Origin of the sequence: Aequorivita vladivostokensis, from assembly GCF_000952855.1 — a bacterium.
In the GTDB taxonomy this organism is placed as follows: domain Bacteria; phylum Bacteroidota; class Bacteroidia; order Flavobacteriales; family Flavobacteriaceae; genus Aequorivita; species Aequorivita vladivostokensis.
The window spans coordinates 44,883-70,163 of sequence record NZ_JSVU01000008.1; the positions used below are offsets into that span (position 1 = coordinate 44,883).

Genomic DNA, 25,281 nt, shown 5'->3' on the forward strand with positions numbered 1-25,281 from the left:
AAAAAATAACCCTTCCAGTGTTTTGAACGTTGGAAGGGTTAATTATTTGTAGAATATTGTATCTAAGAGATAATTTCGCTCTGCTTATAAGAAGAAATTCCAAACCAATCCAAACCGCAAAACCGCATCGCGATACGGATAACCCGGTGCGGCAAAATATTCGTTCTTTCCGCCGAAGAGTGCGGTAAAGTTTTCATAAATAAAGTAAATACGCGTCTGCCGTATCTTAGCGTTGAAGAAAATATCTACTAACGGAAAACCGCCCAATTCCTGCTCGTTCTGCACATAAAATTCCGCGAGTACAGGGTCGTAAGCGTTCATATTGTATTTGGTGAAATATTTAAAGCCCACCCCCGTCTGTAAAAACAGGGCGCGTTTAAACCAGTGGTCCTCAAAATAAAGTGTGTTTCTAGTAATAATTTGCGGCACGTTAAAAACCGTTTCGCCACTCAACACCTGCTGGTACATCACGGTATTTTCCAATCCGAAATGCCCAAATTTAAATTCTTTTTCAACCTTTACTTTTAAATAATCTACTCGTTCCGAAGCCTGCAATGGCGAAGGTGTGCTGTCGTTTTCCTTTATTCCAAAGTAGGCATAATCGTCAATTCCAGTATAGCTTACATACGCATTTCCAAATTTTTTGGTGTTTATTTGAAATTTCAGTTCCTGGGTTTTTACATTATTCAGCTCGGTCTTCCAATTGTAATTTTGGTAATCACTTTGGTACAGCAAAAAGTTGAAATTGGGCGCCACCGAATGTACGGTTATGGAAGCTTCCGCATAATAATCTTCATTCAAATCAAAAGAGGCGGCTCCTTGCAGATAATTTCCATCATAATCGCCGGCCACGTTTATTGCCCCTTTTCCGCGGAGTTTAAAGCCTCGGTATTCCTTTTCATACGCAGCACCCGCTTCAATAATATTCCCCTTTATTCTATTCGGGATGCGCTGTTCGTCTAAAATCAATACCGAATTGTAGCCGTAGTTAAAATCATTATAGCCCGCCCAAGCCGTAATTTTTCCGAGAAGCGAGTTGTTAAAATCGGCATACGCCTTTACGTTGAAATCTTCAAGTTTCGTTTTGGTAAATAAATCAGTTGCTTCATACGAAGGCCCAAATTCTGCAAATGACGTGGTTTGGTTGTATCGGAAAAACTTATCCTCATAGCTCAACACATTCCCAAGCGTTAAAACTGAATAGCCCGTACTGTCGCGCTGGGCAAACAATTCGTAATAATGATCGCCGTAAAAACGGAGCCCCTCCAGTTTGTTTTCGGCATTTTCAAATTTTACGTCCAACCTGCCACGGTCACTAAATTCGGGGTCATCATTTATAAAAAGTTGCAGGGAATTATCGGTCAACCCACCATTTTCCTGGTTCAAAATATCCTGGGCGGCAACGTGGGCGCGGGCAACGTAGCGCTTGTTCTTGGTGTGGTAATTTGCGGTAAAGAGAAAATTGCCCGTACTCGTTAAAATATGCTGATACTTTCCGAGCGAGCGAACGCCTTTATAGCCAATGGAAAAATTAAACTGCGGCGAGGTATTCACCGTAAAAAAAGCATCCAGCTGCTGCCCCTGCTCGTAGGCAGTTTTAAAGTAGAGTTCCGTTAATGGCGTGGGCACATTAAAATAATTTACATCTTCAATTTCCTTATAATTGAAATGATGCGACTGCGCCACAAAGAGCGGCTTTAAGTGCAACCTATCAAAAGAATAGGCAAGCGAATTGTACGTCTGCCCTACGTTTGAAAATTGGAGCAATTCAAAATTGTCGCGTCGCAGGTAATTGAATCTATATTTTTTCTTGATGGAAAGAGTGGTATCCACAAAGGTAGTGTCGCGCGCGGTTGAAATGATTTTGTAATAATCAATGGGCGGCTTTTCCTTTGTTGCGAAAGGGGTTTGCGAAAACACGGTTGCCGAGGTACAAACCAAAAAGAAGAGCAAAAACAATTTTTTCATCTACTGTGTTTCTATTGGGCAAAATAACGAAAAATATGTTCCAACTATTGGGTAAATTCCAAATTTCAAATTCCAAATTTCAAATAAATTCCAAACTACAAGCCGCAAATTCCAAATTTTCAAAGTTTAGTTTTGGGATTTGGGATTTGGGATTTGGGATTTGGGATTTGGGATTTGGGATTTGGGATTTGGGATTTGGGATTTGGGATTTGGGATTTGGGATTTGGGATTTGGGATTTGGGATTTGGGATTCAGGATTTGGGATTTAGGATTTGGGATTTGGGATTTGCTTTTCCTTTGGATTTTAAACATTTGGTGCTTTTTTTCTGAATGTGTTATTGAATTATTGAACACTTTTTAAACATCCTTTTCAGTAACTCAATAACTTAGTAACTTTGCACCGTGTTAAAGCTCAAAATCAATCAAAACCTAATAGAATGCGGCACCGATGAAGCCGGTCGCGGTTGTCTGGCCGGACCCGTTACGGCCGCCGCGGTAATTCTTCCCGATGGGTTTCGGCATCCATTCCTAAATGACAGCAAGCAGCTTCCCGAAAAAAAACGGTTGGAACTGAGAGCTATTATTGAGCGCGAGGCCATCTGCTTTAAAGTGGTCCATGTAATGATGGACGAGATTGATAAAATCAACATTTTGAACGCTTCCATTTTGGGAATGCACCGCGCCATTAAAGGGCTCTCCTGTCCGCCCCAGTTTATTGCCGTTGACGGCAACCGCTTTAAGCCGTTTCAAAAAACTCCCTTTGAATGTGTGGTAAAAGGCGATGGAAAATTTCTGCATATTGCCGCTGCCTCCATTTTGGCAAAAACCTATCGGGACGAATATATGGCGGAGCTTCACCAGAAGTTTCCGCAGTACAATTGGAAGCAGAACAAAGGCTATCCCACCCTGGAACACCGTGAAGCCATACGCAATCACGGGACCACAACCTTTCACAGAAAAAGTTTCAGATTGCTTCCCGAACAAATAGCGATTGATTTCTATAAATAATTGATGTAATCAGAATTTGATTTTAGATTAAGTATTAAAATTCCAAAGGCTCCATCCGAACGTGCCGAACTCTTAAAATTCGGATTTCGTTGGAAGCAATCTGATAAGCAACGCGATAATTGTGTAGTTCAAAAGCGCGAAAAGAACCATCATTATTGAGTTTATATTTGTCAGCGGGAAATTTTTTGGGATTGTTAGGTAAATTTTCAGCGGTATCGAGAATGTCATTTATTATTTTTTTGGCAGATTCCAAAGAATGCTCTCGGATATATTCAAAAATCTGCTTTAACTGGCCCAATGTCTTTTTGCGCCAAACAACATTTACCATTCTTGCGCGATTTTTTTGGCCTGTTCCTGGGTATAAAAATCACCTTTTTCAATATCTGCAACCGCTTCCTCAATTTCCTTATTATATTGGGCCACGCTCACTCGCTCCAAGCTCGTAAGCTGTTTTCTATATTCCAACATGTTTTTGATAATCTCCAAAAAGGCAGGATCAGTTACTGACTCCAGTTCCTTTTGTATCCATTTTCTCTCCTCCGTCAAATTCATAATTAGCTGCTTTGTTTTTATAAATATACTGAAAAAATCATTCCCTGTAATTTTTCAGTTCTATGGAATCCAAGAATTTTCAGTCTCCATTTTTTACACTGAAGAACCAAATGCAAAAGACAACTGTTGAAAACCCGTCAATAAACTATTTCAACTAAGCATAGAACCATCGCTTTTCCTTGCTACTTTTGTGTCATGGGAAAAATTCTGGGGAAACTTTTAGCACTTTTACTTTTTGTGCCAATGCTTTTGGGGGTTTTTGGAAGTTGCGATAAAACACCTCCAAAAACGGGCACTTTGATGGATTTTGTTCCCGAAGGAGCTTCGGTGGTTTTTAAGATTTCAAACTTTGAAAATCTGCAGGCCGATATCGAGGCCAATTCCCTGCTTTCAAAATTTGAAAAGACCGCCCCCTATTCCTTTTTTGCCGAAAAGAAAGCCCTACTGAAAAACCTGCATCCCGCCTCGCAGAGCTTGCTGTGCATTAATAAAGTGAACGATTCCACTTCGGCTTATACCTTTATCTCCAAGCAGACAAAAAACCTTTTCCAGCCGGATTCGTTAAAAAATAAGACCATTGAAACCTTGCAATTTGACAAGCAATCATTCCAAAGAATAACGGTTGATCGGGGCCTGCCTGCCGCAGGTACGGAAATTGCCTATTCCGCAATCATTGATAGCGTTTTCGTGCTTTCCTCTTCGCAACAGATTTTGCAGGATATCCTAAAAGGAAGAACCGAACGGGACGAAACTTTCAAAAAAGTGTTCAACCTACCTTCGTCAAACGGTTTTACTGCTTTACTGCGCGGCAATACAATTGCGCTTAACGATTCCACAAAAATAAATTTCACGTCATGGAGCGCGCTTGACGTGGCGATAGCGCCCGAATCCTTTACCGCCATTGGCATAACGCTCGCCACGGACACCATCCCGCAATTGCTGAATGTTTTTGAGGGCCAAGTGCCGCAGCAGAACGATGTGGCCGCCCTCGTGCCAACGGACGCGCTGGGCGCTGTGAGCTTTACTTTTAACGACGCCGAAACATTTCAAAAGAAATTACGAAATTTTAGAGGTGAAAAAGAAACCGTAAAAACCACCGGGATTTTCGGTTCGGTAAGCGAAGTGGGAAATATCCAGCTTAAAAATGGGAACGCAATTTTTATAAAAAGCATCGATGCTTCGCTGACCAATGATGCTTTGGCGCGCTATCTCACTTCCCAAAATATCTTCCGGGAAATTGAGATCAGCAGCTTTGGCGAGCCGCAATTATTTAAGCAAACCTTTTCGCCCCTCATAAATTCCGAAACGGCAAACTACGTCTTCCAGCTTGAAAACTTCTTCGTTTTTACCGAAAACGAAAGCACTGCCGAAGAACTGATCAGTTCCTTCCAAAATAATAATACGCTGAAAAACACTTCCTATTTTGAAAACACCGCCAAAGATTTGAGCACGGCATCCTCGCTTTTAATCTATAAAATGCAGGGAGCGTTTTCAGAAGCCATTTCAGGGTTTTTCAATTCGAATAGCGGTGCGGACATCAAAAATATTTCTTTTGGGGAATTTCCGCTGGCGGCGCTGCAATTCAGCTTCGACAGAAATTTTGCGCACCTAACCCTCAGCTGCAAAGAGGCGGGCACCACCGCAAAAAGCGTGTCGGGCAAGGTTTCGGAAAAATTCAATATAAGCCTGGACAGCCCTCTTTTAAACGCCCCACAATTGATAGAAAGCAACAATGGCAGCAGCAATGTGGCCGTTCAGGATATTGCCAATACCCTCTATTTTATTTCGGGAAGCGGAAAAATTCTTTGGACAAAAAAATTGGGCGCCCCCATTTTGGGGAAAATTGAAACGTTGGAAATTGCGGGCGGCGGCAACAAACAGATTGCCTTCTCCACTTCGGATGCATTCTATATTTTGGACAGAAATGGGAAGGACGCCAAAGGATTTCCCATAAAATTTAGGGATAAGGTAACCCAGCCCCTTTCGGTTTTTGATTACGACAACAATAGGAATTATCGTTTCGTGATCGTCCAGGGGAAAGAGGTGTTAATGTATGACAAAAACGGAAAGGCCGTAAAAGGTTTCGGTTTCAACAGAGCGAAGAGCAACATTGTGCAGTCGCCCGTGCACATCAGGATGGGCAATAAAGATTATATAGTAGTTGCCGAGGAAAACGGCAAACTGAATATTTTGAGCCGCGTGGGCAAACCGAGGGTTTCGGTTTCAAAAAGTTTTAATTTTTCTGAAATTCCCGTTGCCGAGGAAGACAATACTTTTGTGGTAATCACAAAGGAAAATACAAAAGAGCGCATTTCGCAGGATGGAAAGGTTTCTTCCCAAAAACTGAATGTGGGCAGCAATTATTGGTTCGCCATTTTGGGCAATACGAAGGTTACCTTGGACGACAACCTTTTGCGAATTAATGGAAAACTGGCTGAATTGCCATTGGGGCTTTACACCAAACCGGAAATTTTCAACATAAATAGAAATAGCTACATTGCCATAACCGAAACCCAAGAAAAAAAGGTCTATATTTTTGATAAAAATGGCGAGCTTCTGAATGGGTTTCCCGTTTATGGCACCTCTGCGGCTTCAATGGGAGCGGCAAGTCCAAAAAATCTTGTGGTGAAAGGCGACGCCAAAAATGTGGTGTATTACGGCATCAATTAATCGATAACAAATTTATTAGTCACCAAATTCTTGATTTGGTTCACGGAATTTGCGTAAATTTAAATCGCAAACCAACCTTTTTGAACTTTATGAGAGCGCTCCTCTGCCTCTTTTTTTTGCTATTGGCTAACATTGCTTTTGGCCAAAACGAATTGCGCGAAAAAAAACCTTCGCAGCGCGATTCCTTGATTCTTGCCGATTATAAAAAAAAGGTTTCACAATCCATCAACGCAAACCCGGATAGTGCATTAATTTATATTAAACAATTTCGAAAATTTAGCTCCCAAAACAACTATCTGGTTAGTCTCACGGAAGCCGACTACCTCTATGCGCACTATTTCCGAAGAATACAAAAACCCGATTCTGCCCTGTTTTATTTCAAAAAGCAGATTGACGCCGCAAAGAAAATTGATTATTTCCGCGGTATGGCCCAAGGATACAATGGACTTTGCAGAACCTATTATTTAATCGGGGAAATTGAAAACTCCATCAATGCCGGAAACCAGGCGCTTAGATATGTGCAAAAAATTGACGATCCCGGGAATTTTATTTTGGCCGACACCCGAAACGCTTTGGCAATCGCCTATTCCCGTCAGAATAAAATGGAAACTGCCATCGCGCATTTGCTGGCTGTAGATTCCCTTCACAAAAAACAACCCATCCGCGAAGACATAATTGCCGCCGCCTACCAAAGTTTGGGCAATATCTACCTCCAGCTTAAAGACTATAACGCCGCCGAAACATATTACTTAAAAGCCAATAGAGAATTCGAAAAAATTCCCGGAGCGGGTGATTTTTATTTTCACACTACCAATGTTTTTTTGGGACAGGTTTATTATCATAAAGGGCAGTTGGAAAAAGCGGACAATATTCTTTCAAAAACACTTCTTTTTTATGAAAAAATAAAGGACGAAAGAACTGTTGCAGAAATAAACAATTATCTGGGACTAATAAATCTGGACAAAGGAAACCTCAACCAAGCAGAAGCCCACTTGCTGACCGCCTTTAATTTTCAACAAAAAAATGAATACTCGCTAGAGGCAGCCCAATCTGCACTGCAACTTGGAAAGCTTAACATTCAAAGAGAAAACCCCGCTGCGGCCATTGAATTTTTGGAAAATGCACTTGCCTTCAACACTAGCATAAAGAATGGAATGATAACCCAAAAAGCCCACTCTCTTTTGGCAGAAGCTTATGCGCTGCAAGGAAATTATAAAGCTGCGTTTACAAATTCCCAAGTCGCAAAAAAGATAAATGATTCTATCCAATTGGTCGAGATTGCTGAAAAAATCAAGGAGATAGAGGGAATTTACCAAACCGAAAGCAGGGATCGGGAAATTGCCCTACTGACCACCAAAAATGAACTTGCCGAACAACAAAAAAGAAACCAGCGCAATATGCTTTGGGGCGTTCTGGCCCTTATAGGCATTGCGGCCATTTTCCTGTTTTTTCAGTTTAAAAACCGACGGAAAACCACCAAAAAACTGCAGGAACTTGATACCGCAAAGAATACCTTCTTCGCAAATATTTCACACGAATTCCGAACGCCGCTTACCTTGATAAATGGTCCAATTGAAGATCAACTGGCTTCAGACCGACTGTCGCCGTCGGAAAGAAAAAATTTAAGGGCAGCACTTAGAAATTCACAACGGCTAAAGGACTTGGTAGATCAGCTCTTGGCATTGGCAAAATTGGAAAGCGGAAATTTAAAATTAAATATTCAGTGTACCAACTTGCCCGATTTCTTGATAGCGCACGCCGAAGCTTTTACCTTTAGCTGCAGTGAAAAGCATATAGATCTTTCCATAGCGGTGCCGAATGATGAAAAAGAAGATTGGTTTGATCAGGACATTTTGGAAAAAATACTTTATAATTTAATGGGCAATGCAATAAAGTACACCCCTGAAAATGGTTCAATAACTTTAAAGGGAAGTAGACTGGACGGCAAATATGAGATTTCGGTTGTAAATTCGGGAAGATATATTCCAAAGGACCTGCAGCAAAAGATTTTTAAGCGCTTTTATCAAACCAGTCCTAAAAATCCCGGAACCGGAATAGGGCTTTCCCTCACCAAGGAATTAACCGAAGTGCACCAAGGAACCATAGCGGTAAAAAGTGAAGAGACGGGCTTTACCGCATTTACGGTAACGATCCCCATAAATAAAGATGACTTTGAGGACTATCAGATTCTTTTGGAGTGTGATGAAGACGAAAATTTCACAAACTTTCCAAATGTTGAGACAGTTGAAAAGGAAATCGCGCTACCCGAGGATGCCCCAACTATTTTGATAATTGACGACAGTAAGGACATTCGCGATTATGTAAGCAGTATTTTTGAGACAACCTTTGCCGTACGCACCGCCAGTAATGGCAAAGAAGCCTTTGAAATTGCCATTGAAGTTATTCCAGATATAATAATCAGCGATGTGATGATGCCCGGCGAGGATGGTTTTACCTTTACAAAACACATTAAGGAGCATCAACTTACTTCCCACATTCCCGTTATTCTGCTCACTGCAAAAACCCACGTTACCTCAAAACTCGAGGCGATGGGCATTGGCGCCGACGCCTATATTACCAAGCCTTTTAATAGTCAGTTGCTCAAGGCAACGGTGGAAAACCTTATCGACAACCGGAGAAGGCTCCAGCAACGCTTTGCACAGGAAGTGGTTTTGATGCCAAAGGATATTGCAGTTTCTTCAGCAGATGAGAAATTTTTGGATATGTTGCAAAAGGTTTTGGACAAAAATATAACCGACGCAGGTTTTACTGTTGAAAATTTTGGCAAGGAAATGGGAGTGAGCCGCATGCAACTTCACAGAAAACTAAAAGCATTGACGGGACAATCGGCTTCGGAATTTTTGAAATCGCAGCGTCTTAAACTGGCACTAAAACTTTTAAAGGAAAAAAAGATCACCATTGCCGAAGTGGGCTATACCGTGGGCTTTAACGATCCTTCCTATTTTACCAAATGCTTTAAACAGGAATTTGGCAGTTCGCCCTCGGAATATTTCTCAAGCCGAGACTGACCAAAAAGAGTCATTAAATACAATGTCTGTTACATTTGTTATAAGATTGGTTACAAAATTCACAGTGCTTTATTAGGCGCTGTTCTACTTTTATCACTCCTTTTCCCCGATTATGAAAAAATACAGACAATATTCAGGCGATCTGGAAATTGTTCCGGGAAAACAGATTTTTTTAAACATAAAAAATCTGGCAAAAGGCATATATACCTTAAAAATTATGCTCAATAATAAAGTAATAAAAGAAGTAACCTTTAAAAAGTAAATCATGAAAATAGCTTTAACCATCCTGTTAATTTGCGCAACCGGAATCTGCAACGCCCAATTTTTGGACAAGTTGGGAGACAGAGCCGTCAATGCGGCAGAGCGAACCGTAGAAAGACGCGTGGAACGGGAAACCACCAAGAGCACAGATCGCGTGCTGGATACGATTGTGGATTCTCCCAAAAAGAAAAAAAAGAAAAACAAAAAAAGAAAAAAGAAAACTGCTGGCCGCAATGTGATTGGCGGGGACCCCGTCGATAAAAACACCCCTTCTGAAAATCAGCAAAATGGGGAAGCCATTGTGGAGGAATAAAATTTCAAAAGAAACTTTTTAAAAAAGTGAATGTCTTTTCGGAAAATTATTTACGCTGAAATAACACGCATTGAGATACAAAATTAATATTCAAAACAATAAACCATGATTAAAAAACTCATCGTACCAATTTTATTGCTAATAGCCACTCTTCATATAAACGCACAAAGTGGATGCAGTAAATTTTATCCGTTCCAGGAAGGAACCAAGGCCGAAATAACATCTTACGACAAAAAAGGAAAAACAGCGGCAGTTGTTGACTATATAGTGCTGAACAAGACCCAAACCGCCAATGGGGAAGTGGCTACCATGAAATCATCGGTTAAGGACGAAAAGGGAAAATTGATTGCTGAAACCGAGTATGACGTTACCTGCGATGGCACCAAGATTTCAATTGACTATAACTCTATGGTCAGCCCGATGATAATGGAACAGTTCCAGAATATGGAATATGACATAAGCGGAATCGATCTGGAAATTCCAAACAACCTTTCCGTTGGCCAAGAGCTGCCCGATGCTGAAATGAATATGAAAATTAGCATGGGCGGCATTAATATGAACATGGACCTAACCATTACAAACCGAAAGGTCATTGCCAAGGAAGACGTAACCACTCCAGCAGGAACTTTTAATTGTTTCGTAATTACTTATGATATGACTACCAAGATGGGAATGACCCAAACCAGCAATTCAAAACAATGGATTGCCGAAGGCGTGGGCATGGTGAAACAGGAAGATTATCAGCGAGGGAAGGTGGCATCTAGCAGTGTGCTAACCAAATTTTCAAAATAAACCCCACCCAAATTAAATTTTAAAAACCGAAGTTCAGGCTTCGGTTTTTTCCTTTATTTCGGCCTCAAAGAGGAATAGGAAATTTTTTAACAATTTCATCTTTACTTCCTCCATATCAACCATTGCCTTACCCAATTCCACATTTAAGGAAGTAACCGCCTTGCCCTTTATACCACACGGAATCATATGGTCAAAATAGCCCAGATCGGTATTTACGTTTAAAGCAAATCCGTGCATGGTTACCCACCGGCTTGCCCGCACGCCCATGGCACAGATTTTTCTGGCAAAGGGGGTGCCCACGTCCAGCCAAACCCCGGTTTCTCCCTTGCTGCGCTCCGCTCTTACGTTGTATTCTGCCAAAGTGAGGATGATCATTTCCTCCAGCAACCGCATGTATTTGTGGATATCGGTAAAGAAATTTTCCAGATCGAGTATGGGATATCCCACAATCTGGCCGGGCCCGTGATAGGTGATATCACCACCGCGGTTGATTTTGTAAAAGGTGGCATTTAATGCCTTTAATTTTTCTTCAGAAATAAGCAAATTTTCAATATGTCCGCTTTTTCCTAAGGTATAAACGTGAAGATGTTCGACAAATAAAAGATAATTTGGAGTGACAAGCTCCAAATTATCTTTTTTGTTTTTGCTTTTTATTTGTAGAATATTTCGAAATAGTGATTCTTGAAGATCCCAAATTTCTTGATAATCTTTTAATCCTAAATAATTAACTTCAATATACTTGTTCAAAGATTTTTTTAAATTAACTGCAAATATACCTATTCTTTGATTAGCGTTTTTGTAATTATCTCTCCATCATTAAAAACAACTTTTACATAATACACACCGGTTATAAGTTTACTCAAATCAATTTCTACATTTTTTGCACCTATCATTTTAAAAGATCCAGAACGTTGAATAATACCGTATGGATTAGAAATTTCCCAGCTATACATATTTTCTTCGCTTTTCATATTTAATAAATCAGAAGTTGGGTTTGGATGTAAAATTAGAACCTTTTCTATTTGCGAGTCAAAATTCTCATTGCTTTTGGTTAAGCCATCTTCACTTATAATTGGAGGGACGGTACAGCCTTGAATAAATGCTTTAAAATCGGAGCCTGATTTTGCATTAAAGCCTGGTTTTAAAAAGACCGTAACTCCAGCATCGTATTCTGCTATTGCCCCACTATATATAATATTCGTAGCAGTAATGGTGTTTAATGCCGAATGTTCATCATTTTCTCCTGATAAGACATCTTCAGTTATAGTAAGATCGCTAACGCAAAAAGGTAAATTGGGGATTAGTTGAGGAAACATATATCCATTATTTGTAGAAGATGGAGCGTTTATTATTGAAATTGGATCTGAATTAGCGTTCCAAACATTTGGAGAATTTATAACCCCCCAATAATCATTTTCGATGCTTATAGAATATTCAAGAGTACCAATATCATTATATATAACATAAATTTTCCCATTTTTTGCACGCTGCAAGTTAATTCTATGGTGATCATCAATTAAAGGAAATGAAAAATTGTTTTGAAATGTAAGACCAGCTAATTCTTGTGTAGAAATATTATACATAGCAATACCGCCTTTTCTTATTATATGACCCCCAATAGTAAAATCGGATATGGAAAAATAGATTATATTACTATCTTCAGAAAACTCAGCACTACTTTTACTTCCCAAAGGGTTACTGTAATAAATATTATTGGAAGTAAAATCCAATGGATTGGAAACTTGACCTGTTGAATTATTAAAATCATAAAGGATCCTATCTGCTCCTATTCCATGACGATCTGATCCTAAAATGTATGTGCCATCCGGTGATATTTTGAGATTTGCGTAACTTGCATCGGAAAAACTGCTTATTGTTGGATTATTCATATTAATACCGTTAGAGTCAACTTTATAAGCATAAAAACTATTTTGATAGTTAGTTACCAACCAATAATAAGTTTCATCGTGACCTAGTGTTGAAGTCATTGCTCCAGTGGTATTTGATAAAACAACGTTATTTTTTGAAATAACATTTCCTAAGGCGCTTGACATATTTACTTCCGCATATTGAATTCCAAAACTGAAATATTCACTATAACCAGCTCCAGCTTCACACTCATTAAAACTAGTTGCAATATTTGTGAAAACTAAGTAATTAGTTGCAGAACCCACCTTTGGCAATATTAATGTACCCTGATTCGTTCCTGTACCACCTCCACAATAGCCCTCAACTTCATAGAACATATCAAGCATTGTGTTTGTTCCAGGCGGAATACCAGCAAGATAGTTTCCATTGCTCATCATATTACCATTTTTATCAAAAATTTTAATTCCATTTGTAAAGAAAAGTAACTGACCAGAGCTTCTATCACTTATTGAAGCAGTGCTATATTTACTTATAAAATTATTAAGAGTAGAAAAAGAAAAGCTATTGTTCTGATCAAAAATCCATTTATTTTGACCAAACACCCATGTATCATTTTCACGTTGACCATATATTGGTGAGAATTGAAGCGCAATAGCGATCAATGCCAATAAAATTCTATAATTAAGAGTTCTCATAACATTATATTTTTAGATTAAAGAAAAAAGAGTTATTTATTGGATTCTAGCTTCGTCTCCAAAATCTTAATCCGTTTCTCTTGCTCAATAGTATACAATGTCAATTCCTCTATCTTTTGTAAAAGTATAGCCGTCATCTTACTTAACTTCAAGCCATCCTTTTGAATTTCTTCTGCAGAAGGCACATTAGGCAGGTGAAAATTCAATTTAGTAAAATCTTCAATCTCTTGAAGGGTGGGCATCTGGTAGTCACTCTTTAAAGTTGATTCTCCAGTATAAAATTTTTCAAATACATAATCGGGTGGTACATTTAAATCCACCTTAACTTCTTCTGCATGAATTTTCCCCTTTACGGTTAATTTTTCATCTGGATTGGAAGTTCCTATTCCAACTTTTCCGTTAACATAGGAATTTCCCTGAACAAATAAATCGACTTCAGTTGTTATATTTCCATCAGCAATAATGTTCCCTTCGATAATCGCATTCCCTTGTTTAACGATCAATTTCCCTTCACTAAATCTATAATCGCCAAATCCTCCAATAACAATTCGGGAGTTGGTCTTAGGCATGTGAATAAATGAACCTAAAGTAGGATCATTACTCACCTTAAATATCTCACCATTGTTGTTATCACGCAAACCTAAATAGGTTGTAGATGAACTTGCATAGAATTGGGAACGGTTATTCCCTATTGTTGAGGTTATTCCGCCGTTAGTTGAATTCAAATTATAAATGCTGCCATTCAATCCTATCTGGAAGAGATTTCCAGAAGCAAATTCTGGATTGATTTTAACCGTTCCAGCAAAATTGCTGTTAACATTGACATAAAACTTCTCATTTGTTATAACTGGATTTCCGATTACCAAAGAATTACCTACAAAATTCATGAGTGTGCTCCCACCTCCAAACGGATTATAATGTTCAAATCTTAGGATTGTTCCATTATATCCCTGAGTACTAGCTTTACTTATGAAGTAGCCCTTCGCCGTCCCCTGGGTATAAAATTTAATTGATCCGTCACCAACTACAGGATCCATTTGTGCGTTAAGACTCCCTGCACAAACCAAGATAATAATAAGATAGATTATTCTCATAATTGTAAAAATTTAAGTTAATATATTCTAAAATTAATTTTAAATTTTGATTATAATGTTAATTTTAGGTTAATAAAAAATATATTATCGTTGTTTTACCAATTATATCGTTACATGTACCTCGATGTTAACATAATATTTCATATAGAAATCATTTAAAATTCCACAAAGACCTTTATATTTACCATTCTAAACATTCATAAAAATTTCCTAAAAATGAAAAAAAGTACTTTTAAATCCATTGTGGTTTTATCCATTTCACTTTTGTGGTTTGGAATGAACGCACAAAATTCTTCTAATTTCTGGACGCCGGTCTCAGAAAATTCCGTTGCCACCAAAGCAAAGGAAGCGAGAAGCTCGACTCCAGCTGAATATAAACTTTTCAGCTTAAACACCTCGGCTTTGCAAGCTGCTCTGGCAACTGCACCAGCACGGGCAAACCTAAAAAACTCAACTACTGTTATTGACTTACCAGTAGGCAATGGGGAACTGCAGTCCTTTAGAATTGTGGACGCATCCAATTTTGCACCTGAATTGCAACAAAGACATCCAGATATCCGTTCCTTTGCGGGACAGGGAATCGACGATCCTACGGCCGTAGCAAGATTCAGCACTTCTCCGTATGGAGTCCATGTAATGATTTCATCTGCCACACGCCCAACTGTTTATATAGATCCTTATACTAAGGACAAGCAGCAATACATCAGCTACTCCAGAACAGACCTGCCTCCAGCACTCGAACCTTTCGTGTGTATGGTGGAAGATCAAGTAGGGCCCCGACCTAATACTGAAGAAGACTTGGATTTCAACAGAAATGCTGATGATGGAATGTTAAGAACCTATAGACTGGCTTTGGCCGCTACTGGCGAATATTCCATCTTTCATCTAAACGATCAAGGTGTAGATCCTTCTGCTAGCGATGCCGTTAAGAAAGCAGCTGTATTGGCAGCCCAGAATGTTGCTATGACAAGGGTAAATGGAATTTATGAAAGAGACGTGGCCATAACTATGGTCATTATCCCAGACAATGAGGATATTATATTTTTAAATCCTGCTACGGATGGTTTGAATAACGATTCTAGTGCAATCAATCAAATTCAAGCCAAAATTGATGGAATAATTGGTTTCGCAAATTACGATATTGGCCACTTATTTTCAACTGGTCCTGGGGGTATTGCTCAATTGCGTTCCCCTTGTGGCAGTGGTAAAGCAAGAGGTGTAACTGGCTTGCCCCAACCTATGAACGACCCTTTTTATGTAGATTATGTGTCCCACGAGATGGGGCATCAATTTGGTGGTAACCACACCCAAAACAACAACTGCCAAAGATCGAATGCTTCTTATGAGCCAGGTAGTGCTTCAACAATTATGGGGTATGCTGGTATTTGTCCTCCCAACGTTCAAAATGCAAGTGACGATTATTTCCACGGATACAGCATTCAGGAAATGTGGAATTTTGTAAGATTCGGCACGGGACAATGCTCCGTACAAACGCCTACGAACAATTTACCTCCTGTTGCAGATGCGGGACCCAATTATACTATACCAAAATCAACTCCTTTTATATTGGAAGGAACTGCTACCGATCCTGATGGAGATGCACTGAGTTATTGCTGGGAACAATTGGATAGCAATCCAGCCCCAATGCCTCCAAACAATACTTCCACTGTAGGGCCTGCCTTTAGATCTCTTGATCCCACAGATTCACCAGATAGATTTATGCCAAAGATAGCTACAGTCCTCACCGGCTCAACCCAAAACATTTGGGAGGTTGTACCGGCTGTTGGCAGAACCATGAACTTTAGATTGACCGTTCGCGATAACGTAGCGGGTGGAGGATCTTCAGACAGTGACAACATGGTTGTTACTACTGATGCCGGTTCGGGTCCATTTGTGGTTACTTCACAGAGTACGAACACTACCTGGACTATCGGCAATACCGAAACGGTGACTTGGGATGTTGCAGGTACGGATGTCGCTCCGGTTAACAGCCCCAATGTGGACATTTGGTTCTCAACGGATGGCGGACAAACTTATCCATTGAGTGTGGCATTAAATCTGCCAAACACAGGAAGTGCTACGATTAGCGTACCTAATGTGAATACTACTGCAGGTAGGTTGATGGTAAAATCTTCAAACAATATTTTTTATGACATTAACAATGCCGCTATAACAGTAGATGGTACTGTGGGTGTAGAAGATTTCACTTTTGATAATTTCTCGGTATATCCAAATCCATCCAATGGTACTTTCAACCTTACATTTAAGCCTGCTTCAAATGATAAGATTGAGATTTCTCTTTACGACTTAAGAGGTAGAGCGATCAACCAGTATACTTTTGACGATGTTTCCGCTACAAGTACTTTCAGCAAGCAGTTGGAGTATAGCTATATTGAAAGTGGAATGTATTTCCTTGTTGTGAAAAATGGCAATAAGATAACAACCAAAAAAATTGTGAAAAACTAAGCTTCACAAGGTAGTTTTAAACCAAAAAGAGAAAAGACAGAATTTACATTCTGTTCTTTTCTCTTTTTTTTTGGGTTTACCTGATTCTTTGCACTAAGTGCAAGTCGATCAAATGTTTCCCGAATGAAACAAACAATCCAAAAAATGATAAACTAACCGGTACCAACTACCGACTACCAACTACCGACTACTTCAAAACTTAACCGTCTCCGATATGTTGGAAATTACCTGCGAAGTTTTTCCCACTTCAAAATTTAGATTAAATGCAAGGGTCTGATTATTGATGGAAACCGACAGTTCCCCATTCGTAATTGGATAGTAACCGGCTTCTCCTTTGCAATAGCAATGTTTGCCATAAAGCAATTTCACATCGCTTAAGGAAGCATTCACCTTGTTAATATTTTTCATGGCTTTTGGTATCTCAAAGTGGATGGTTTCAGAATAATCCCCATCTACCGTATTTTCCGGTCCTTTTTTTAAATAGGTGTAAACAACTACGGTATTCGAGCCGGCAACCATCTCTGGATAGGTCGCTCCCGTGCCATCTTCCTTGACAACAAGATTCATGTTTTCGTGAACTTGCACGTTACAGTTCCCCGCCTCGGGACAGCCCGTGGCCTTTTCGCTTATTTGTTCCATGGTGTTTTCTGTTGTGGTTGCTGTACCCGTCTGCGTTTTGCATGCGTTTATCATTAAAAGTGGAAGTAAAAAATAAAATGCTTTCATAATGGTTTGATTTTAAGGTTCAATATATAATAAAGGAATGGATTTATTTTTTGGCGCTTTGCTTTAAAATATCTATTCCCAACTTTCATACAAAATTTATTCGCGGTCTAAACCCAAGCACCCATCACCTGTCATACTCCGTGCAGTCGAAGTGCAGCATCCAGCCCCCAGCATCTAGCACGCCACAGCCGTAACCCCGCATCCTACTGCTCCAGCTCCACCTCTAGATCCAACAGATCGGGATCCTTAAAATAATCGACAAATGACTTCTGCACTATTACGGTTTTTCCATCGCCGGAAAAGGTGGCATCGGGATTGGAAGTCCGTTTTATTTTCTTCGGAAAAGTATATTTTAACGTATAATAGGAGCCACCCATAAAAGCTTCGGTCTGCTTTAAGCTGTCCACCTGCTTCTTATGGAGGGTTTTATCCTTAATATATGCGTCCCTATTAAATACGCCATCGGCGAAAGAATAGTTTACCCCTATCACTTCGGGCGAATTCCCATCTTCTTTTGTTTGGCTACTGGAATCTGGACTGGGCATTAAATTGCCGGCCTGCTCCAGCCCGTTCAAAATATCGTTTGCCTCGCGTATATGTGTAAATTTTGTGGAAACCTCATAAACCATTTCCGCAGTTTCAGAATTCATCTTGATATGAAAATTGAAATTCTCCATTTTTCTCAGTTTTTCCCGTTCATCTTTTGATAGTTGGGAAATGCTGTCCTTTTTCTCTTCCAAAAATTGCTTCATATAGATAATGGTATCCAACTTTACATTCAGGGAATCGCCCATGGCCGATCCTCCAAAGGCCATCATCTCGTTTAGGTTTACCTCTACGGCCATGGTACCGCTGCCATCTGCATTCATCACCATTGTTTCTGTAAACTGGCAACTCCAAAATAATAAGCCGAGGGTAAAAAGTGCGAGTAATTTTAGTTTCATATGGCTATCTGTTAGGATTGTTCAAAATAATTAAAGCGGCAATAACGCCCGGAATCCAACCACAAACGGTAAGTATAAAAACTATAAGTACAGAACCACAACCTTTACCAATAACAGCAAGGGGCGGAAAAAGGATTGCAAGCAGCACGCGCCATAAACTCATAAAAACAAAGCTACAATTTATATTCCTTATTTTCAGACTTAGTTATTTTGGAATTTGGAATCTGGAATTTGGAACATGCCTGCCAAAGGCACGACAGGCAGGTTTGGAATTTGGAACCTCCCTACCAGAGGCACGACAGGCAGGTTTGGATTTTGGATTTTGGAATTTGGAATTTATTTTGAAAACCCTCTTTAGTATTTCGTACTTCAATTCCCTATCTTTGCAGCCTTATTTTTAGAAACCATTCTATGCAACTGTCTGAACTGGAAATAATCCGAAGAGAAAAACTACAACAACTGCGCGATCGGGGCATAAACCCTTATCCCGCTGAGTTATACCCTGTAAGCGACACTTCAATAAAGATAAAGGCCAATTTTGAGGAAGGAAAAAAGGTAGTTGTAGCAGGCAGATTGATGTCCCGCAGAATTCAGGGCTCCGCCTCCTTTGCGGAACTGCAGGATGCCGATGGCCGTATTCAGGTATATTTCAATCGCGATGAAATTTGCCCAGGCGAGGATAAAAGTTACTATAACGATGTCTATAAAAAACTGCTCGATATAGGCGATTTTATCGGCATTGAGGGCGAGCTCTTTAAGACACAAGTAGGCGAAAAGACCATAATGGTTAAAAACTTCACGCTTTTAAGCAAAGCTTTGAAACCTCTCCCGCAACCACGTGTGGATGCTGAGGGAAAGGTGCATGATGCCTTTACAGATCCGGAGCAGCGATACCGACAGCGCTATGCCGATCTGGTGGTAAACCCGCACGTCAAGGAAATTTTTGTAAAGCGCACCAAACTTTTTAACGCCATGCGCACCTTCTTTAACGAGCGTGGCTATTTTGAGGTAGAAACTCCTATTTTACAGCCAATCCCTGGAGGGGCCGCAGCGCGTCCGTTCATTACGCACCACAATACCCTGGATATTCCATTATATATGCGAATAGCAAATGAATTGTACCTAAAAAGACTCATCGTAGGTGGTTTTGATGGCGTTTATGAATTCTCAAAAAACTTCCGCAATGAAGGGATGGACCGCACCCACAACCCAGAGTTTACCGCCATGGAAATTTACGTTTCCTATAAAGACTACAACTGGATGATGGATTTTTGTGAGCAGTTATTGGAATTCTGCGCCATGGAAGTAAACGGTACCACAAAGGCTACCTTCGGAAAACACGAAATCGACTTTAAGGCACCCTACCCAAGGGTAACCATGGCAGAATCGATTAAACATTTTACCGGATTCGATATTACCGGAAAGACGGAAGAGGAAATTCGCAAGGCTGCAATGGATATGAAAATTCCCGTAGATGATACTATGGGCAAGGGCAAATTGATTGATGAAATTTTTGGCGAAAAGTGCGAAGGCAACTACATTCAGCCCACCTTTATCACCGATTATCCAAAAGAAATGAGCCCACTGTGCAAAGAGCATCGCGATAACCCAGAACTCACCGAACGTTTTGAGCTTATGGTCTGCGGCAAGGAAATTGCAAATGCCTATAGCGAACTTAATGATCCCATCGACCAGCGCGAGCGCTTCGAGGCTCAATTAAAATTGGCAGATAGAGGCGATGACGAGGCAACGGCATTTATAGATTACGACTTTCTTAGAGCTTTGGAATACGGTATGCCTCCTACCAGCGGGATGGGCATTGGGATGGACCGCTTGATTATGTTCCTCACCAATAACGCTTCAATTCAAGAAGTGCTATTCTTTCCACAAATGCGCCCCGAGAAGAAAAAGATAGAAATGACCGAAGAAGAAAAAACGGTTTATACCTTATTGAAAGCCAACTCCCCTATCGCATTGGAAATACTAAAAACCCAAAGTGGTTTAAGTAACAAAAAGTGGGACAAAGCAATAAAAGGCCTAACCGCCTCAAAAGTGGCCAAGGTGGAAAAGACAGAAGACGCCTTAATGGTTTCCACAATTTAAATAGTCAACGCAACCTTTCCCCATAGGTTCTGCAATTAATTTCAAAAAGGAGATTACGGTAATGTAGTTTCCTTTTTTCATTTTTCTCGGGAAATTTCAGAATATTCTTTTAATTCTTTGTTTTAAAACGCTTTGAATTATAACAGATTACCGCTACATTTGGCAATCTATTCACTCATTCTAAACCTATTATTTTATGAAAAGACTATTATTCACTTCGCTATTATTGGCGTTTACACAAGTTTTCTTTGCACAAATAAGCAAGGAAAGTGTAGCCCAATCCTGGATGGACAGTAACATGCCCATCAACAAAACCAATCAAGGTTTTGCCATGACAAAAAGCCACGCCGGTCCTTCCGGTGAGACATTTCGGTATCAACACACCGTAAACGGGGTAGAGGTATTCGACTCATCCGTAGCAGTCCACGTTTCAAACAAGAATCAAGTAACCTACCACGCCAGTACGTTTGACAGTGCCGTGGAAACAATAGATACAAACCCATCAATATCTGAAAATGAAGCTTTTAATATCGCGAAAACAGCCCTAAACATTGAAGGCTATATTTCGAACCAAGACGTAAAGCTTTATGTGTACAACAAATTGGGCAGCAGCAAATTGGTTTATAGGGTAACCATTATGTCCGAATTTCGCATAGGCAACTGGGAAACTATCATAGATGCCAAAACAGGTACTATATTGAGCACCCAGGATATTGCGATTTATCATAAAAAAAATGGCGACCACAGTCCAATTTCAATAAAAAATCCAACTTCCACGCTTGCAAACGGAACGGCTCTGGTCTTTGACCCAGATCCACTTACCAAAACGGGCAGTACCTATGGCGGCACCTATTCCGATAATGGCGATCAAACCAATCCAGATCTTGATGCGGCCAGAACCGCGGTAACTTTATTCGATATTGATTTTGACGGCACAAATTACAGGCTAAGAGGCCCCTATACCGAAATAGCGGAATTGGGCTCACCCGCCACCGGTCTGTTTTTACAACCATCTCCCGCTTTTAACTTTACCCGTAACGAGCAAGGCTTTGAAGCTGCAAACTGCTATCACCACATCGATAAAAGCTTCCGATACATCAACGATGTTTTAGGAATTCCGTTAGTTTCCATCTACAATGGAGGCGTGGTTCGCTATGATCCACACGGCGCCAATGGTGCAGATAACTCTTTTTATACTGCCGGTACGCTTCAATTTGGGGAAGGCGGTGTAGATGATGCCGAAGATATGGACGTTATACTTCACGAATTGGGACACGGACTTCACGATTTTGCTACCAACGGCAATCTTAGCCAAGTAAATGGCCTAAGTGAGGGAACAGGAGATTATTGGGCCAATTCCTATAAACGAAGCACAGGCTTTTGGGATATTACAGACCCTCAGTATTTCTGGGTATTTGGTTGGGACGGACACAATCAATATTGGAACGGAAGGGTTACCAATTATGGCGCCACTTACCCTGGAGGCCTTACTGGTTCAATCCATACCGATGGACAGATATGGGCCTCAGTACTTCTTGAAATTTGGGAAATTATAGGAAGGGAAAAAATGGACGCCGCAGTTTGGGAAGGTCTTGCCATGACAAATAGCAACACCAACCAACAAAACGCTGCTATCGCAGTTAGACAGGCAGCTATAGATATGGGATATAGCTGCGCCGAAATCGATGCCTTTACAGATCGATTTACGGCACGTGGCTATGTTTTGCCTAATTACATTTGCGATCCAACAGCCTGCGATATTTCGGCAATAGAGACCACAAATATTTCACTATGCGATGATAACGGCACCCCTACAGATGGTAGTGACGATTTCTTCACGGCAGATGTGACCGTAAGCTTTGTAAATCCACCAGCTACTGGCACTCTCGATTTAACGGGTGACGGCACAGCGTCAATAACCACATCGGGCCTAACCACCTCGCACACCTTTGTGGGGGTAGTATTTGCATCAGATGGCGGAGCTATCGATCTCACTGCGGCCTTTTCTGATAGTACAGACTGCAACTACCAAGATAATAATACAGGTACGGCTCCGGCCCCCTGTGTTACCGCAGGAGTTAATGACAATGAAATTTCCAGTGTGTCTATCTACCCCAACCCTGCTGATAGCACCATTTCATTATCAAACTTGACGCGCGATTATAAAGTGGCAATTTACAATATGCTCGGCCAGAAAGTTAAAGACCAACGTGTGGATGCAAACAACAACAGCATCAATATCCAGGATCTTTCCTTTGGCGTGTATGTATTGAAATTTGAAGATTATAACAAAGTATTGCGCTTTGTTGTAAAATAATAAATAGCTAATTTATTTCTTATGAAATGGGCCGTAGCAATACGGCTCATTTTTTTTACATAAACTTCTCGTATCCTTGAGAAGAGAGCAGCCTTAAAAGATTTTTTTGAATTGACTTTGTCGGAAATATTAGACTGACATTAAACTTATTTATAGTTATGGCGTCCTACTTCTGTAAACATTAAAATCGCATGCAGATGAAAAAAGCAATGATAATCCTTATGGCCCTTACCACTTTCGCCATAACCGCACAACACAAAAACCCGGACAGAAAAGAAAATCGTAGCCAGCTGAGGGAAAACTTAACCCCTGAACAACGCGCGGAGTTGCACGCCAAAAAGATGACTCTCGATTTAAACCTCAACGAAACTCAACAGACCCAAGTGAGACAACTGTTGCTGGATATGCAAGAAAACAAGCCTGAACGTCCCGCAAACAAAGAGGAAATGACCCCCGCCCAAAAGTTTGAGGCAAAAAACGCAATGCTCGACCGACGCATAGCGATGAAAAAAGCAATGAAGGAAATACTGTCCGAGGAACAATTCTCTAAATGGGAAAAGGACCGCGAAAATAAACAGACACGCTTTAAGCACAAAAAACGAATGGAAAAACGCGGCGAGAAATAATTAACCAAAAAAATACACTATTTTTGGCGTAATTGTTGTTTTAGTTAATATCAAATTAGTTACTTTAGTAACTTTAAAATCAAAAATTAAAAAGATGAAAAACCTAATAACAGTATTTGCCTTTGCGGTTACAATGCTTTTGGGAGCGCAAACAGCTTCCGCTCAGCAACTATCCCAAGATAATAGCAGACCCGAAGTAATAGCCAAAACAGAAACCGCAAAAATTACGGATGCCCTAAACCTAAATGGCGATCAAAGCCGTGCCGTATTTAGAGCTTACGTTACTAAGGAAGTAAACTATCAAAAACACATTGATGGCAAGGACGTTGCAGATGCCACCGTAAAGGCCAACAAACAAAAATTTGATTCTTCCCTAAAGGAAACAATGAAAAAGATTCTTACGCCAGAGCAATACGAACAATGGCTTAAAATGGAATAATTAGTGATTAATTATATTTAAATAAAGACCCTTTCTAAATTTAGAAAGGGTCTTTTAGATTAAAATAGTATCGAGATATCTTAACTTCTCTATATTTTGCCTTTATGCCAAAGTCTTCGCCACTTTCCCACAGGCCGTGATGGTAGCATCCAAATCCTCATAACTCAATGCGTCACAAAGAAACCAGGTTTCAAAAGCGCTTGGGGCAATGTAAATTCCTTCATTCAACATTCCGTGGAAAAACTTTTTGAAATTTTCATTATTGGCCGCGGCGGCAGAGGCAAAATCAATTACCGGTTCCTCCGAAAAATGTACCGAAATCATAGAGCCAACCCGGTTAATGGTAAATTTCACGCCTTCCGAAGTAAGCGCTGCATTTAAGCCTTTGTGCAAATATTCGGTTTTTTTGTTTATTGACTCAAAAACCTGCCTGTTCTGGTTCAATTCCTTCAGCATTGCCAACCCTGCTGCCATCGCCAGCGGATTTCCACTCAGGGTTCCCGCTTGATATACGGGACCGATGGGCGCCAAATGGTCCATAATTTCTTTCCTTGCAGCAAAAGCGCCAACGGGAAGGCCACCGCCAATTACCTTTCCGAACGTAACGATATCGGCCCTTACCCCGAAAAGTTCCTGCGCCCCCCCAGCGGCAAGCCTGAACCCGGTCATTACTTCGTCAAAAATCAAAAGAATATTGTTAGCGTCGCACAGGTTTCGTAAACCTTCCAAAAATCCTTTGGCAGGCGGGATACAACCCATATTTCCGGCCACGGGCTCTAAAATGATGCAGGCAATTTCATCTTTGTTTGCCGCAATTACCTCTTCCACGTTGTTCAAATCATTATAGGTGGCAAGTAGCGTGTCCTTGGCGGTGCCCTGGGTTACGCCCGGACTGTTCGGCGCGCCAAAAGTAACCGCCCCGCTCCCCGCTTGAATAAGGAAAGAGTCGCTATGGCCGTGGTAACATCCCGCAAACTTGATGATCTTGTCCTTGCCGGTATAGCCTCTCGCCAGCCGAACAGCGCTCATACAGGCCTCGGTACCGCTATTCACAAATCGTATTTTGTCTATATTTGGGACCATGGAGACGGCAAGCGCGGCTATTTCGGTTTCAATTTCCGTAGGCATTCCAAAGGACGTTCCTTTTTTGGCCTTGTCAATTACGGCACTCACTACCGGTTCGTGGGCATGGCCCAAGATCATCGGCCCCCAGGAATTTATATAATCAATCAGCTTGTTGCCATCTACGTCGTACAGATATGCTCCTTTTGCCTTCTCAACAAAAACGGGAGTGCCCCCAACGGCCGTAAATGCGCGAACGGGCGAATTCACACCGCCCGGAATAACTTTTTGCGCCTCCGTAAAAAGGGCGCTACTTCTTTGGTAATTCATAATAGTATTTTGATAAT

21 protein-coding genes are annotated in these 25,281 nt (G+C 40.6%); 11 read left to right on the forward strand and 10 right to left on the reverse strand.

Going from position 1 to position 25,281, the window contains the following annotated elements; translation table 11 throughout:
* Window positions 1-84: 84 nt before the first annotated feature.
* Window positions 85-1,968, reverse strand: a complete 1,884-nt coding sequence (locus MB09_RS12045) for a putative porin (RefSeq protein WP_045081175.1) — start codon at window positions 1,966-1,968, stop codon at window positions 85-87.
* A 402-nt stretch (window positions 1,969-2,370) separates the two neighbouring features.
* Here MB09_RS12045 and MB09_RS12055 point away from each other — a divergent pair, with 402 nt between their 5' ends.
* Window positions 2,371-2,976: a ribonuclease HII gene (locus MB09_RS12055; protein WP_045081177.1), complete on the forward strand. Its 606-nt coding sequence runs from the start codon at window positions 2,371-2,373 to the stop codon at window positions 2,974-2,976.
* 34 nt (window positions 2,977-3,010) lie between these two features.
* Here the strand turns inward: MB09_RS12055 and MB09_RS12060 are convergent, their stop codons facing one another.
* Both MB09_RS12060 and MB09_RS12065 read right to left on the reverse strand, forming a co-directional pair.
* On the reverse strand, window positions 3,011-3,304 hold the full coding sequence (locus MB09_RS12060; protein WP_045081178.1) for a type II toxin-antitoxin system RelE/ParE family toxin: 294 nt from the start codon (window positions 3,302-3,304) through the stop codon (window positions 3,011-3,013).
* Window positions 3,298-3,528: a hypothetical protein gene (locus MB09_RS12065; protein ID WP_045081179.1), complete on the reverse strand. Its 231-nt coding sequence runs from the start codon at window positions 3,526-3,528 to the stop codon at window positions 3,298-3,300. The genes MB09_RS12060 and MB09_RS12065 overlap by 7 nt, the downstream gene beginning before the upstream one ends.
* Before the next feature lie 195 nt (window positions 3,529-3,723).
* Between MB09_RS12065 and MB09_RS12070 the strand changes: the two genes are divergently transcribed.
* The 5 genes from MB09_RS12070 to MB09_RS12085 all read left to right on the forward strand — a co-directional run bounded on the left by MB09_RS12070 (window position 3,724) and on the right by MB09_RS12085 (window position 10,593).
* Complete coding sequence (locus MB09_RS12070) at window positions 3,724-6,198, forward strand: hypothetical protein (protein WP_045081180.1); 2,475 nt, start codon at window positions 3,724-3,726, stop codon at window positions 6,196-6,198.
* Window positions 6,199-6,287: 89 nt separating this feature from the next.
* Window positions 6,288-9,227, forward strand: coding sequence for a hybrid sensor histidine kinase/response regulator transcription factor (locus MB09_RS15570; protein WP_052671375.1), 2,940 nt, complete (start codon window positions 6,288-6,290; stop codon window positions 9,225-9,227).
* Between the two features lie 112 nt (window positions 9,228-9,339).
* Window positions 9,340-9,489: a hypothetical protein gene (locus MB09_RS16210; protein ID WP_165586706.1), complete on the forward strand. Its 150-nt coding sequence runs from the start codon at window positions 9,340-9,342 to the stop codon at window positions 9,487-9,489.
* Window positions 9,490-9,492: 3 nt separating this feature from the next.
* On the forward strand, window positions 9,493-9,801 hold the full coding sequence (locus MB09_RS12080; RefSeq protein WP_045081181.1) for a hypothetical protein: 309 nt from the start codon (window positions 9,493-9,495) through the stop codon (window positions 9,799-9,801).
* A gap of 105 nt (window positions 9,802-9,906) precedes the next feature.
* Window positions 9,907-10,593 carry a TapB family protein gene (locus tag MB09_RS12085; protein WP_045081182.1) on the forward strand — a complete coding sequence of 229 codons (687 nt, stop codon included), beginning with the start codon at window positions 9,907-9,909 and terminating at the stop codon, window positions 10,591-10,593.
* Between the two features lie 33 nt (window positions 10,594-10,626).
* Here the strand turns inward: MB09_RS12085 and lipB are convergent, their stop codons facing one another.
* The 3 genes from lipB to MB09_RS15575 are packed head-to-tail and all read right to left on the reverse strand — an operon-like array spanning window position 10,627 to window position 14,251.
* Window positions 10,627-11,340, reverse strand: coding sequence for a lipoyl(octanoyl) transferase LipB (gene lipB / locus MB09_RS12090; protein WP_045081183.1), 714 nt, complete (start codon window positions 11,338-11,340; stop codon window positions 10,627-10,629).
* Window positions 11,341-11,369: 29 nt separating this feature from the next.
* Window positions 11,370-13,157 (reverse strand): 3-coathanger stack domain-containing protein, encoded by a 1,788-nt coding sequence (locus tag MB09_RS12095; protein ID WP_045081184.1) that lies wholly within the window; start codon window positions 13,155-13,157, stop codon window positions 11,370-11,372.
* 32 nt (window positions 13,158-13,189) lie between these two features.
* Window positions 13,190-14,251 (reverse strand): tail fiber protein, encoded by a 1,062-nt coding sequence (locus MB09_RS15575; RefSeq protein ID WP_052671376.1) that lies wholly within the window; start codon window positions 14,249-14,251, stop codon window positions 13,190-13,192.
* 216 nt (window positions 14,252-14,467) lie between these two features.
* Here MB09_RS15575 and MB09_RS12105 point away from each other — a divergent pair, with 216 nt between their 5' ends.
* The gene (locus MB09_RS12105; protein ID WP_045081185.1) at window positions 14,468-16,717 is read left to right on the forward strand and encodes a zinc-dependent metalloprotease; all 2,250 of its coding nucleotides are present in this window, start codon (window positions 14,468-14,470) and stop codon (window positions 16,715-16,717) included.
* A gap of 192 nt (window positions 16,718-16,909) precedes the next feature.
* On the opposite strand, the gene MB09_RS12110 is transcribed toward MB09_RS12105, so the two are convergent.
* The 3 genes from MB09_RS12110 to MB09_RS15800 all read right to left on the reverse strand — a co-directional run bounded on the left by MB09_RS12110 (window position 16,910) and on the right by MB09_RS15800 (window position 18,550).
* Window positions 16,910-17,443: a hypothetical protein gene (locus MB09_RS12110; RefSeq protein ID WP_045081186.1), complete on the reverse strand. Its 534-nt coding sequence runs from the start codon at window positions 17,441-17,443 to the stop codon at window positions 16,910-16,912.
* 203 nt (window positions 17,444-17,646) lie between these two features.
* The gene (locus MB09_RS12115; RefSeq protein ID WP_045081187.1) at window positions 17,647-18,387 is read right to left on the reverse strand and encodes a hypothetical protein; all 741 of its coding nucleotides are present in this window, start codon (window positions 18,385-18,387) and stop codon (window positions 17,647-17,649) included.
* A gap of 4 nt (window positions 18,388-18,391) precedes the next feature.
* Window positions 18,392-18,550 (reverse strand): YqaE/Pmp3 family membrane protein, encoded by a 159-nt coding sequence (locus MB09_RS15800; RefSeq protein WP_076692431.1) that lies wholly within the window; start codon window positions 18,548-18,550, stop codon window positions 18,392-18,394.
* 248 nt (window positions 18,551-18,798) lie between these two features.
* On the opposite strand from MB09_RS15800, the gene lysS reads away from it, so the two are divergent.
* From lysS to MB09_RS12140, 4 genes are all read left to right on the forward strand, one after another.
* Window positions 18,799-20,490 (forward strand): lysine--tRNA ligase, encoded by a 1,692-nt coding sequence (lysS, locus tag MB09_RS12125; RefSeq protein WP_045081189.1) that lies wholly within the window; start codon window positions 18,799-18,801, stop codon window positions 20,488-20,490.
* 196 nt (window positions 20,491-20,686) lie between these two features.
* The gene (locus MB09_RS15580; protein WP_084709109.1) at window positions 20,687-22,807 is read left to right on the forward strand and encodes a T9SS type A sorting domain-containing protein; all 2,121 of its coding nucleotides are present in this window, start codon (window positions 20,687-20,689) and stop codon (window positions 22,805-22,807) included.
* Between the two features lie 197 nt (window positions 22,808-23,004).
* Window positions 23,005-23,433 (forward strand): hypothetical protein, encoded by a 429-nt coding sequence (locus tag MB09_RS12135; protein ID WP_045081190.1) that lies wholly within the window; start codon window positions 23,005-23,007, stop codon window positions 23,431-23,433.
* A 94-nt stretch (window positions 23,434-23,527) separates the two neighbouring features.
* Window positions 23,528-23,872 (forward strand): hypothetical protein, encoded by a 345-nt coding sequence (locus tag MB09_RS12140; protein WP_045081191.1) that lies wholly within the window; start codon window positions 23,528-23,530, stop codon window positions 23,870-23,872.
* A gap of 102 nt (window positions 23,873-23,974) precedes the next feature.
* On the opposite strand, the gene hemL is transcribed toward MB09_RS12140, so the two are convergent.
* Complete coding sequence (gene hemL, locus MB09_RS12145; protein ID WP_045081192.1) at window positions 23,975-25,264, reverse strand: glutamate-1-semialdehyde 2,1-aminomutase; 1,290 nt, start codon at window positions 25,262-25,264, stop codon at window positions 23,975-23,977.
* Window positions 25,265-25,281: the final 17 nt, after the last annotated feature.